The organism is Methylobacterium nonmethylotrophicum (assembly GCF_004745635.1).
GTDB classification, from domain to species: domain Bacteria; phylum Pseudomonadota; class Alphaproteobacteria; order Rhizobiales; family Beijerinckiaceae; genus Methylobacterium; species Methylobacterium nonmethylotrophicum.
Map to the genome: position 1 here is coordinate 502,339 of NZ_SRLB01000001.1, position 12,085 is coordinate 514,423.

The following is a 12,085-nucleotide window of genomic DNA, read 5'->3' on the forward strand; positions in this document are numbered from 1 at the left end:
AACCCTCGCGGCCGACCATGCCTCTCCCCGACGACGTGCGCCCACACCTGCCTCAGGTCCGGGCGACCATCCGCGAGGCCGCGCTCCTGGCGCTGCCGTATTTCCGGCAGGGCGAGCGCACCAGCGCCCGGGTCTGGAGCAAGTCCGGCGGCTCGCCGGTGACGGAGGCCGACGTGACCGTCGACGCCTTCCTGAAGGTGCGCCTGAGCGAGCTGATCCCGGCCGCCGCCTGGCTGTCGGAGGAGACCCGGGACGATCCGGTGCGGCTCGCCCACGACCTCGTCTGGATCGTCGACCCGATCGACGGCACACGGGCCTTCCTGTCGGGCGATCCCGACTGGTCGATCGCCGTGGCGCTGCTCGCCCGCGGCGAGCCGGTGCTCGGCCTCGTCGCCGCCCCGGTCACCGCGACGCTCTACGAGGCCGTGGCCGGGGAGGGGGCGACGAAGGATGGCGCGACCATCCGGGTCTCGGGCCAGGCGGCGGTGGCCGGCGCCCGGGTCACCGGCCCGAAGCCGATGGCCGACCGGCTCGAGCGCGTGCTCGGCCTCGCCGACACGCCCGGCGCCCTGGTGCGGCTGCCGCGGATCCCGTCGCTCGCGCTGCGCCTGGTGCGGGTCGCCGAGGGCCTGGTCGATGTCGGGCTGGTGTCGTCGGATGCCCGCGACTGGGACCTCGCCGGGGCCGACCTGATCCTGCGCGAGGCCGGCGGCACCGTCGTCGACCTCGCCGGCCAGCCCCCGGTCTACAACCGCCGCGAGCCGATCCACGGCGAGCTCATCGCCGTGCCGCAGGCCCTGCGGGCGCCGGTGCTGGCCGGGCTCGCGTGACGGGCGACGGGTGGTGGAGTCGCTGAGAGCCTGGTTGACCTATCACGCCGGTATCGCCGGCGCCTCTTCGATCCGACCCTCGACCTCATCCTGAGGTGTCAGTCGATCTGTGATCGACTGACCTCGAAGGAGGGCTCCGGAAATCTCAGTGATCCCTGGAGTTCTCCTTGGAGGCCGCTACGCGGCACCTCAGGATGAGGTTGTGGGCGGGACGAGCATAGAAACCAAATAATCAGACTTTGAGAGCCTGATTGAATTGAATATACCGATTAAAAACCACCAGGCCGTTCCGGAGCCGCGCAGCGGAGCCCGGAATTCAGAAAATCAGGTGGTAAAGCACGAGCCAGAATTTTGTCCGCCCTTTCCTGGGCCATCAGAAGTTCCGGATTCCGGGCTCCGCTGCGCGGCTCCGGAATGACTCGGTGGGTTTCAATCTGGTCAGAGCACGTCAAATAGGCTCTCGCACCTCATTCCCGAAGAGCAAATTCTTTGGATGAACGCTCGTTGCCGTCTCCGGGCGATCCCAGATAAGCTTGAGATCGCTCGCAGAGGGAATCCCGCGACTGTCCGCAACCGGAACAGATCAGGCGGAAGCCTGATCACCAACGCTGCCGCATCACCGTCCGGACGCGACCCGGTTCGGCGGCGCGGCTGCGTCGTCCGCGGCCAGCACGCCCAGATAGGTCTCGACCACCCGGGCGTCGGTCTGGAGGGTGCGGCTGTCGCCCTCGAGCACCACGGTGCCGCCGTCGAGGACGTAGCCGTGGTCGGCGATCTGGAGCGCCGCGCGGGCATTCTGCTCGACGAGGAGGATCGCCACCCCCTCGTCGCGCAGGCGCGCCACGGTGCGCATCACCTCGGCGACGATGAGCGGCGCGAGACCGAGGCTCGGCTCGTCGAGCATCAGGAGGCGCGGGCGGCCCATCAGGGCGCGGGCCATGGCGAGCATCTGGCGCTCTCCCCCTGAGAGCGTGCCGGCATGCTGGCGCCGGCGCTCGGCGAGGCGAGGGAAGAGCCGGTACATCTCGCCGATGTCGCCGCCTCCGCCTGTGCCGCGGAACCGGAACGCGCCGAGCTTGAGGTTGTCCTCGACGGTCATGGTCGAGAACAGCTCCCGGCGCTCGGGGATCAGGCTCAGGCCCTGCGCCACCCGGGCCTCGACGGGCAGGCGCGTCAGGTCGCGGCCCTCGAAGCGGATGGCGCCGCGCGCCGGCAGCACCCCCATCAGGGCGTTGAGCAGGGTGGTCTTGCCGGCGCCGTTGGCGCCCAGCACCGTGACGAGCCGTCCGGGCTCGACCGTCAGCGAGATGCCGCGCACCGCCTCGACCTTGCCGTAGGCGACGGAGACGCTCTCGGCCTCGAGCATGGGTCGGGTCATGCGGCGCTCCCCAGATAGGCCTCGACCACCGCCGGGTCGCGGCGCACGGTCGCGGGCGCGCCCTCGCACAGCTTGGCGCCGAAATTCATCACCACCAGCCGGTCGGCGAGCCCCATCACGAAGTCCATGTCGTGCTCGACGAGGAGAATGCCGAGCCCCTCCTGGCGCAGGCGGCGCAGCAGGTCGCCGAGGGCCTGCTTCTCCTGGTGGCGCAGGCCCGCCGCCGGCTCGTCGAGGAGGAGGAGGGTCGGCCCGAGGCAGAGGGCGCGGGCGATCTCGACGATGCGCTGCTGGCCGAGCGCCAGGCTGCCGGCCGGCAGGTCGCGGCAGGCGGACAGGCCCACCCGGGCGAGCTGGCGGTCGGCCTCGGCGAAGAGCGCGGCCTCCTCGGCCGCGTCGAGCCCCAGCGCCCCGCGGAACGGTCCGGCCGACCCGCGCAGATGGGCGCCCAGCGCCACGTTCTCGATCACCGACATGCCGGCGACGAGCTTGACGTGCTGGAAGGTGCGGGCGCAGCCGAGCCGGGCGATGCGCCGGGCCGGCAGGCCGGCCACGTCGCGGCCGCCGAGGCGCACCGCCCCGGCGCTGAGGCGCGCCACCCCGGTGACGAGGTTGAAGGTGGTGCTCTTGCCGGCCCCGTTCGGCCCGATCAACGCCACCACCTCGCCGGCGGAGACCTGGAAGCCGATGTCGTTGACGGCGACGAGGCCCCCGAAGGTCTTGCGGAGATGGGATGCCTCGAGCAGCACCGTGCCGGGGGCGCAGGCCGGGCGCGGCGCCAGGGGGTGCGAGGCCGGCCCACGGTCCGGCGGCGGCGCGACCGAGCGGCGGACGACGAGCGGCCACAGCCCGTCCGGCGCGCGCTGGAGCATCAGCACCAGCAGCACCCCGAACACGATCGCCTCGAAGTTTCCCTGCGCCCCGAAGACCAGCGGCAGCACGTTCTGGAGCTGGTCCTTCAGCACCGTCACCAGCACCGCGCCGAACACGCCGCCCCAGATCGAGCCGGCGCCGCCGATCACCGCCATCAGCAGGTACTCGATGCCGGCATTGATGCCGAACGGCGTCGGGTTGATGGCGCGCTGGATGTGGGCGTAGAGCCATCCCGACAGGGCCGCCAGCATCGCCGCGTACACGAAGGCGACGATCTTCACTCGCGCCGTGTCGACCCCGAAGGACTCCGCGGCCACGACCCCGCCCTTGAGCGCCCGGATCGCCCGGCCGGTGCGCGAGCGCAGCAGGCGGTGGGTCAGCCACAGGCTCAGAGCCAGGAAGCCCCAGGTGAGGAGCAGGGCCTCGGCCCCGCCGAGGACCGGGTGGCCGAGCACGCTGATCGGCGGCAGGCCGGTCAGGCCGTCGTAGCGGCCGAGCGCGTCGGTGTTGCCGAGCACGTAGAAGAACGAGATGTTCCAGGCGATCGTGCCGAGGGGCAGGTAATGGCCGGAGAGCCGCAAGGTGATCGCGCCGGTGACCCAGGCGGCGGCGGCGGAGAGCAGCAGGGCCACGGGCAGCGACAGCCAGGGCGACAGGCCGCCCGTCGTGGTCAGGAGCGCTGTCGCGTAGGCGCTGATGCCGACGAACATCGCCTGCCCGAAGGAGGTGATGCCGGCCACCCCGGTGAGCACGACGAGGCCCGTGACCACGATGGCCGAGAGGCCCGCATAGGTGAGCAGCGTGAGCCAGAACGGCGGCACGCCGGGGATGAAGGGCAAGGCGACGATCAGGAGGGCGCCGAGGCCGGCGAGCAGACGGGTGGGCATGTTACTCCTCGTCCTCCACCGGGGCCGAGCGCAGGGAGCGCCAGAGCAGCACCGGGATGATCGCCATGAACACGATCACCTCCTTGAAGGCGCTGGCCTCGAACGAGGCGACGGATTCGATGATGCCGACGAGCAGGGCGGCGGCGGCCGCCGCCGGGTAGCTCGCCAGCCCGCCGATGATCGCGGCGACGAAGCCCTTGAGGCCGATGAGGAAGCCGGTGTCGTAGTAGACCGTTGTCAAGGGCGCGATCAGCACGCCGGACAGGGCGCCGATGAAGGCCGCGACCGAGAAGCTGAGCCGGCCGGCGAGCGAGGGCGCGATGCCCATCAGCCGGGCGCCGAGGCGATTGACCGCCGTGGCGATCAGCGCCTTGCCGAGGAGCGTGCGCGAGAAGAACAGCCACAGCGCCACGATGATCGCCAGCGTCAGGCCGATCATCCAGAGCGACTGCCCGCTCACCAGGAGGGGGCCCGCCGGGAACGACGCCTCCGACAGGGGCGGCGTGCGCGACCCTTCCGCGCCGAAGAAGACGAGGCCGAGGCCCGTCAGCGCCAGATGCACGCCGACCGAGGCGATCAGCAGCACCAGCACCGAGGCATGGGCGAGCGGCCGGAACGCCACCGCGTGCAGGAACCCGCCCATCGGCGTCACGATGACGAGCGTCAGCAGGATCTCGACGGGGAGGCCCGGCTTCGTCGGCGCAAGCAGCCAGGCGATCACCGCCACGACCCCCGGCAGGGCGAGGTCGCGCAGGCCGAAGCGCAGCAGCGCCCTCCCGTCGAGGTTGTGGCGCGCCTCGGCGCAATCGGCCAGGAAGGCGCAGGCGCCGAGTCCTAAGAGCAGCGGCACGGTGCCCGGCAGGGTGCCGGCCTCGAGGCTCGCGAGCGTCAGCGCCCCGTAGGCGACGAACTCGCCCTGCGGGATCAGGATCACCCGGGTGACGGTGAAGACCAGGACCAGCGACAGGGCGATCAGCGCGTAGATCGCGCCGTTCACGACGCCGTCCTGGAGGAGGAGAAGGAGGATCGTGGCGTCCACGGCGGGAGAACTCGGGGCGTTTCGGGTCATTTTGTGAAATCGGTCCCATCCGCGACCTCATCCTGAGGTGCGAGTGAAACGAGCCTCGAAGGAGGGTTCCAGAAGTCTACGCGATCTCTGGAGCCCTCCTTCGAGGCCCAACCGATCTTCAATCGGGTGCGATCTCCGATCGCGGGCACCTCAGGATGAGGTGGAGATGGTGGGAGGAAAGCTGCGATCTTGCCGTGAGGCTTCCGGGGCCGCGAGCGGCCCCGGCCTTAACCCCACTCAGTTCGTCGCCGGCATCAGCTTCCAGCGGCCGTTCTCGATCGTCACCATCACGCGGGCGCGGTCGTCCTGGCCGACATGGTCGGTCGGGGTCATGGCGACGACGCCGTGGGTGTAGACGACCTCCTTCAATCCCTCGAGGGCGTCGCGGAGCGCGGCGCGAAACTCCGGCGTGCCGGGCTTGGCGGTCTTCAGCGCCACCGGGATCGCGTTCGCGAGCAGCACCTGCGCGTCGTAGGCGTGGCCCCCGAAGGTCGCGAGGGAGCCCGCGCCGAACTTCGCCTCGTAGGCCTTGGTGTAGTCGAGGGCGACCTTGCGCACCGGGTTCGATTCCGGGAGCTGCTCGGCCACCAGCAGGGGGCCCGCCGGCAGCACCGTGCCGTCGACGTCCTTGCCGCCGACGCGCAGGAAGTCGGCATTGGCGACGCCGTGGGTCTGGTAGTACTTGCCGGCGTAGCCGCGCTCCTTGAGCGTCTTCTGCGGCAGCGCCGCGGGCGTGCCGGAGCCCGCGATCAGCACCGCGTCCGGCTTCGCCGCGATCACCTTGAGCACCTGGCCGGTGACGCTGGTGTCGGTGCGGGCGTAGCGCTCGGTGGCGGCGAGCTTGATGCCCTTGGCCTCGAGCCGGGGCGTGATCTCGGAGAGCCAGCCGTCGCCGTAGGCGTCGTTGAAGCCGATGAAGCCGACCGACTTCACCCCCGCCTTGGCCATGTGGGCGGCGATCGCCTCGGCCATCAGGGCGTCGTTCTGCGGCGCCTTGAACACCCAGCGGCGCTTGTCGTCCATCGGGGCGACGATCTTGGCGGAGGCCGCAAGGCTGATCATCGGCACCTTGGCCTCGGCCGCGACCTCGATCAGCGCCAGCGAGACCGGCGTCACCGAAGAGCCGACGATGGCGTCGACCTTGTCGTCACTCGCGAGCTTGCGCGCGTTGGCGACGCCCTTGGTGGTGTCGCTGGCGTCGTCGAGGACGATCCACTCGATCTTCTGGCCCGCCACCTCGGTCGGCAGCAGCGTCACGGTGTTGGCCTGCGGGATGCCGAGGGAGGCCGCCGGGCCGGTCTTGGCGATGGTCACACCGATCTTGATCGGCTGCTGCGCCATCACGGGTCCGGCCAGCACGGTGCCGGCGAGGGCGAGCGCCCAGACGATGCGCCTCATGTCGTTGTCCTCCCGTTTGCGGGCCGCGCCGGTTGGTGTCCGGTCGCCGGCGTCGCGGGCCCTGCTGCGGCCGCGACGTGCTGCTTTGCAAGTCCGCGGGCGCCCCGTCCACCCTGGCGTTCGGCTAACGTCACCCGCGTTTGACTTCGCCCGCACAGCTTTATAATTTACCGTCCGGTTGGTCAATAGATCGTGCCGGCGGCGCCCCGCGGGGCCCGACACGGCGCGACGGGGAGGGCACCATGAGCGAGACGGGCGAGACTCTCGTGCTGACGGAACGGCATGCAGGATACCGCGTGCTGGTCCTCAACCGGCCCGACCGGCTGAACGCCTTCAATGAGCCGCTCCACCTCGCCCTGCGGGAGGCCTTGAGCCAGGCGGCGGCCGATCCGGACTGCCGGGCGCTGATCCTCACCGGGGCCGGGCGCGGCTTCTGCGCCGGCCAGGACCTCGCCGCCCGCAATTTCGCGGCCGACGTGGAGCCCGACCTCTCCCGCACCCTCGCGGCGTTCTACAACCCCCTGGTCCGGCAGATCCGCGACCTGCCGATGCCCCTCATCTGCGCCGTCAACGGCGTGGCGGCGGGGGCCGGCGCCAGCCTCGCCTTCCACGGCGACCTCGTGCTGGCGGCGCGCTCGGCGAAGTTCCTGCAGGCCTTCGCCAAGCTCGGGCTGATCCCGGATGCCGGCGGCACCTGGCTCCTGCCGCGCCTCGCCGGCCGGGCCCGGGCCCGCGGCATGGCGCTGCTCGCCGAGCCGATCACCGCCGAGCAGGCGGAGGCCTGGGGCATGATCTGGCGGGTGATCGACGACGCCGATCTGATGGCGGAGGCCCACCGGCTCGCCGCCCAGCTCGCGCAGGCGCCGACCTACGGCCTGGCCCTGATCCGGCGCGCCCTCGACGCCTCGGAGACCAACACCCTCGACGCTCAGCTCGACGTCGAGCGCGACCTGCAGGGCGAGGCCGGGCGGTCTCCGGATTACCGCGAGGGCGTGGCGGCGTTCCTGGAGAAGCGGGCGCCGCGCTTCACCGGACGGTCCCGGTGAGCCCGGAGGCGGTGGCCCGCGCCTGCGCCGAGGCGCTATGGGCCGAGGACCGGGCGAGCCAGGGGCTCGGGATGCGCCTCGACCATGTCGGGCCCGGCGAGGCGGTGCTGTCGATGCGGGTGCGCGACGACATGACGAACGGCCACGGCAGCTGCCACGGCGGCGTCATCTTCGCGCTCGCCGATTCGGCCTTCGCCTTCGCGTGCAACGCCTATGATCAGCGGGCGGTGGCGCAACACTGCGCCGTCACCTTCCTGCGCCCGGGCCGGCGCGGCGAGGTGCTGACCGCCCGGGCGGTCGAGCGGGTGCGCGAGGGCCGCTCCGGGATCTACGACGTGACGGTGACCGATGCCGAGGGCCGCGTGGTGGCGGAGTTCCGCGGGCACTCGCGCATTGTGCCGGGGACGGTGCTGCCGGGGGAGGGTGGGGCGGCGCCCGGTCTGGTGGAGCGGGCGTGACTGCTCCCTCGCTCATCCCACCCGCGACCTCGTCCTGAGGTGGTTGGTTGAAGTAATCCGACCGGTTTGCTTGAGAAGCATCTATAAAAATATTTTGGGAGACACGCCATGCTCCAGATCGCCCCCCGCAAGCTCGCCCGGATGGTGCCGGAGGCGAGCGAACTCGACCGGTTCGAGACCGCCTCGCGGGCGGAGCTCGCCGCCTGGCAGCGCGAGAAGCTGCGCGAGACGCTGCACCACGCCTATGCCAACGTGCCCCATTACCGCGCCGCCTTCGACCGGGCCGGCGTGCATCCGCGCGACTTCTCGGACCTCCCCGACCTCGCCCGCTTTCCCTTCACCGCCAAGGCGGATCTCAGGGCGAACTATCCGTTCGGGATGTTCGCGGTGCCGCGCGAGCAGGTGACGCGCATCCACGCCTCGTCGGGGACCACCGGCAAGCCGACGGTCGTGGGCTACACCAAGGCCGACATCGACACCTGGGCCGACGTGGTGGCCCGCTCGATCCGGGCGGCGGGCGGGCGGCCCGGAATGCTGATCCACGTCGCCTACGGCTACGGCCTGTTCACGGGAGGATTGGGCGCGCATTACGGCGCCGAGCGGCTCGGCTGCACGGTGATCCCGATGTCGGGGGGCATGACCGAGCGCCAGGTCCAGCTGATCCAGGATTTCCGGCCCGACATCATCATGGTCACGCCGTCCTACATGCTGGCGATCCTCGACGAGTTCCGGCGCCAGGGGCTCGACCCGCGGGCCTCCTCGCTCAAGGTCGGCATCTTCGGGGCCGAGCCCTGGACCAACGCCATGCGCCAGGAGATCGAGGAGGCGTTCGACCTCCACGCCGTCGACATCTACGGGCTCTCGGAGGTGATGGGACCGGGCGTGGCGAGCGAGTGCGTCGAGACCAAGGACGGCCTGCACATCTGGGAGGATCACTTCTACCCGGAGATCGTCGACCCACGCACCGGCGACGTGCTGCCGGACGGGGCGGAGGGCGAGCTCGTCTTCACCTCGCTCACCAAGCAGGCGATGCCGGTGATCCGCTACCGCACCCGCGACCTGACCCGGCTGCTCCCCGGTACCGCCCGGGCGATGCGCCGGATGGAGAAGATCACCGGACGCTCCGACGACATGATGATCGTGCGCGGGGTCAACGTCTTCCCGAGCCAGATCGAGGAGAAGATTTTGACGATCCCCGCGCTCTCGGCGCATTACCAGGTGGTGCTGGCCCGCGAGGGACGGCTCGACACCATGACGATCCGGGTCGAGGCGCGGCCCGAGGCCGACATCGCCGATCTGCGCGAGGCTGCCGCCGATCGGCTCTGCCACGCTGTCAAGGACACGATCGGGATCACCGCGACGGTCGAGGTGGTGCCGCCCGGTGGCATCGAGCGCTCCCTCGGCAAGGCGCGGCGCGTCATCGACCAGCGTCCCCGAGACTAGCGACACGATCCGAGCAGCGACGAGACCTCATGGCCCGCACCCGCGCCAGCGACTACGACGACAAGCGCCGGGCGATCCTCGATCGCTCGGCCGAGCTGTTCGCCGCCCACGGCTACGACCGCGCCTCGATGAGCCGGATCGCCGAGGCCTGCGGCGTCTCGAAGGCGAATCTCTACCACTATTACCGCGACAAGGACGAGATCCTGTTCGACGTGATCCGGCTGCACCTCGAGGAGCTGCTGGAAGCGGTCGAGGCCGCCGACCGCCCAGGGCTCGCCCCCGAGCCGCGCCTGCGCAGCCTCGCGACCGCGCTGCTCGAGGCCTACCGGGACGCCGACGCCCAGCACAAGGTGCAGATCAACCACCTCGGCCTGCTGCCGCCCGAGCGCCAGGCGGAGCTGAAGGCGAGCGAGCGCGAGCTGGTGCGCCTCTTCTCCGAGGCGATCGCCGGGGTGGCGCCGCACCTCGCCGGCACGGCTTTGCTCAAGCCCGTGACCATGTCGTTCTTCGGCATGGTCAACTGGCACTACCTCTGGTTCCGGCCCGGCGCCGGCCTGACCCGGGCGGACTACGCCGATCTCGTCACGCGTCTGATCGCCGAGGGCGCCCGGGGGATCGTGGAGGAGCGGGCGACGGAGGTGCGGGTGGCGGGGGGGTAATCAGAACCAGGGCTTGTCTCACAACAGGGGTGCGCGTTCTCCTCTCCCCGCGGGCGGGGAGAGGAGCGGGCGCTCCACCGGCTCACGCCGCGACGCGGAACTCCTCTGCCGGAAGAGCGCACGGCACCACCCGCCCGGTCGCCCGCACCATGCCGCCCGCCCCGTCCAGCGCGCCCGGCACGAGGTCGAGGGCCAGGAACCGCTCCGGCGCGTAGGGCCCGGGCAGGCAGAGCGCCCCGACCCGCTCGCGGGTGAAGCCGAAGCGGGCGTAGTAGGGCGCGTCGCCGACCAGGATCACCGCGCGGTGGCCGAGGGCGGCGGCCCGCGCCAGCGCCTCGCGCATCAGCCGGTTGCCGATGCCGAGCCCGTGCAGAACGGGATCCACGGCGATCGGCCCGAGCATCAGGGCGGGCCGATCGCCCGCGTCGACGTTCCACAGGCGGACGGTGGCGACGAGGCGGCCGTCCATCTCGACCGCCAGGGCAAGGCCCTCGGCCGGAAGGCGTCCCTCGCGCAGGCGCTCGCAGGTCTTGGTGAAGCGGGCCTCGCCGAAGCACAGGTCGAGCAGGTGCTCGCGGTCGGCGATGTCGGCGGGGTGCTCGTCGCGGATCTGGATCACGGCCGTACTCTCCCGAGACTGACAAGACGGGCAAAGGACAGCCCTCGCACCCGCCGCATCGCGGCGGGCCGTCCGGGACTTCGTCGGTGATGTGGAGGCGCGATCACGCCGGGGCCCCGATAACGGGGCACCCGGCGCATCGTTCCGACGGAGATCGGCGCCCGGGGGCGCCGAGTCGCGCTCAGATCACGTAGGACTGGAGCGGCGGGAAGCCGTTGAACGCCACCGCCGCGTAGGTGGTGGTGTAGGCGCCCGCCCCCTCGATCAGCACCTTGTCGCCGATCGCGAGCGAGATCGGCAGCGGGTACGGGGTCTTCTCGTAGAGCACGTCGGCCGAGTCGCAGGTCGGGCCGGCGAGCACGCAGGGGATCGTGCGGTCCGCGTCCCGGTCGGTGACGATGCGGTAGCGGATCGACTCGTCCATCGTCTCGGCGAGGCCGCCGAACTTGCCGATGTCGAGATAGACCCAGCGCACCTCGTCGGCGGCGTCGGACTTCTGCGAGACCAGGACGACCTCGGCCTCGATGATGCCCGCATTGCCGACCATGCCGCGGCCCGGCTCGATGATCGTCTCCGGCAGCCGGTTGCCGAAATGCTTGGTCAGCGCCCGGAAGATCGCGTCGCCGTAGGATTCCACGCCCGGCACCGCCTTGAGGTACTTGGTCGGGAAGCCGCCGCCGAGATTGACCATCGACAGGTGGATGCCGCGCAGGGCGCATTCGCGGAAGATCATCGAGGCGGAGGCGAGCGCCCCGTCCCAGGCCTCGGTGTTGCCCTGCTGCGAGCCGACGTGGAACGAGACCCCGTAGGCGTTGAGGCCCGCGCGGTAGCCGTGTTCGAGCACGTCCACCGCCATCTCGGGCACGCAGCCGAACTTGCGCGAGAGCGGCCACTCGGCGCCGGCGCCGTCGCACAGGATGCGGCAGAACACCTGCACGTCCTCGCGGGCGACCTTGACCGCGTCCGCGGCGCGGGCGATCTTGTCGACCTCCGCCTGGCAGTCGACGGCGAAGAGCCGCACGCCGAGCTGGAGGGCGCGGGCGATGCAGCGCTCCTTCTTGATGGTGTTGCCGAAGGAGATGCGGTCGGCGGTGGCGCCGGCGGACAGGGCCATCTGGATCTCGACCACCGAGGCGGTGTCGAAGCAGGAGCCCATCTCGGCGAGCGCGCGCAGCACCTCGGGGGCCGGGTTGGCCTTGACGGCGTAGAACACCCGGGTGTCGGGCAGGGCGCGGGCGAAGGCGGTGTAGTTGTCGCGCACGACGTCGAGGTCGAGGACCATCACGGGACCCTCGTCCCGGCCGAGCTCGCGGCGCACGCGCAGGAAATCGCGGATGCGATCGGTCATGATCATCCCCACCAAAGGTTCGAGAGGGCTCCCGCGGGAACCCGAAGTCGAGATCGAGACGGCGCGCGTCGGCCGTC

General features: G+C 71.1%; 11 protein-coding genes. 5 read left to right on the top strand and 6 right to left on the bottom strand.

Annotation, left to right across the window (positions count from 1 at the left end; translation table 11 throughout):
• Window positions 1–17 precede the first annotated feature (17 nt).
• Complete coding sequence (locus EU555_RS02395) at window positions 18–830, top strand: 3'(2'),5'-bisphosphate nucleotidase CysQ (protein WP_135412827.1); 813 nt, start codon at window positions 18–20, stop codon at window positions 828–830.
• A gap of 616 nt (window positions 831–1,446) precedes the next feature.
• Here the strand turns inward: EU555_RS02395 and EU555_RS02400 are convergent.
• From EU555_RS02400 to EU555_RS02415, 4 genes are all read right to left on the bottom strand, one after another.
• Window positions 1,447–2,208, bottom strand: a complete 762-nt coding sequence (locus EU555_RS02400; protein WP_135412828.1) for an ABC transporter ATP-binding protein — start codon at window positions 2,206–2,208, stop codon at window positions 1,447–1,449.
• Window positions 2,205–3,968, bottom strand: coding sequence for a branched-chain amino acid ABC transporter ATP-binding protein/permease (locus EU555_RS02405; RefSeq protein ID WP_135412829.1), 1,764 nt, complete (start codon window positions 3,966–3,968; stop codon window positions 2,205–2,207). The genes EU555_RS02400 and EU555_RS02405 overlap by 4 nt, the downstream gene beginning before the upstream one ends.
• Before the next feature lies 1 nt (window position 3,969).
• Window positions 3,970–5,007 (bottom strand): branched-chain amino acid ABC transporter permease, encoded by a 1,038-nt coding sequence (locus EU555_RS02410; protein ID WP_135412830.1) that lies wholly within the window; start codon window positions 5,005–5,007, stop codon window positions 3,970–3,972.
• A 267-nt stretch (window positions 5,008–5,274) separates the two neighbouring features.
• The gene (locus EU555_RS02415) at window positions 5,275–6,435 is read right to left on the bottom strand and encodes an ABC transporter substrate-binding protein (RefSeq protein ID WP_135412831.1); all 1,161 of its coding nucleotides are present in this window, start codon (window positions 6,433–6,435) and stop codon (window positions 5,275–5,277) included.
• A 242-nt stretch (window positions 6,436–6,677) separates the two neighbouring features.
• Here EU555_RS02415 and paaG point away from each other — a divergent pair, with 242 nt between their 5' ends.
• The 4 genes from paaG (at window position 6,678) to EU555_RS02435 (ending at window position 10,041) form a co-directional block, all read left to right on the top strand.
• Window positions 6,678–7,481 (top strand): 2-(1,2-epoxy-1,2-dihydrophenyl)acetyl-CoA isomerase PaaG, encoded by an 804-nt coding sequence (gene paaG / locus EU555_RS02420; protein WP_135412832.1) that lies wholly within the window; start codon window positions 6,678–6,680, stop codon window positions 7,479–7,481.
• A complete protein-coding gene (gene paaI / locus EU555_RS02425) occupies window positions 7,478–7,939 on the top strand; it encodes a hydroxyphenylacetyl-CoA thioesterase PaaI (protein ID WP_245524089.1) in 462 nt (153 codons plus the stop codon). The genes paaG and paaI overlap by 4 nt, the downstream gene beginning before the upstream one ends.
• Before the next feature lie 108 nt (window positions 7,940–8,047).
• A complete protein-coding gene (gene paaK, locus EU555_RS02430; protein WP_135412833.1) occupies window positions 8,048–9,382 on the top strand; it encodes a phenylacetate--CoA ligase PaaK in 1,335 nt (444 codons plus the stop codon).
• A 29-nt stretch (window positions 9,383–9,411) separates the two neighbouring features.
• The gene (locus EU555_RS02435; protein WP_135412834.1) at window positions 9,412–10,041 is read left to right on the top strand and encodes a TetR/AcrR family transcriptional regulator; all 630 of its coding nucleotides are present in this window, start codon (window positions 9,412–9,414) and stop codon (window positions 10,039–10,041) included.
• A gap of 82 nt (window positions 10,042–10,123) precedes the next feature.
• Here EU555_RS02435 and EU555_RS02440 read toward each other — a convergent pair whose 3' ends face one another.
• Together EU555_RS02440 and EU555_RS02445 are read right to left on the bottom strand one after the other, a co-directional pair.
• Window positions 10,124–10,660, bottom strand: coding sequence for a GNAT family N-acetyltransferase (locus EU555_RS02440; protein ID WP_135412835.1), 537 nt, complete (start codon window positions 10,658–10,660; stop codon window positions 10,124–10,126).
• A gap of 181 nt (window positions 10,661–10,841) precedes the next feature.
• Entirely contained in the window at window positions 10,842–12,008 is a 1,167-nt protein-coding gene (locus tag EU555_RS02445) for a type III PLP-dependent enzyme (RefSeq protein ID WP_135412836.1), read from the bottom strand.
• Between the last annotated feature and the right edge of the window lie 77 nt (window positions 12,009–12,085).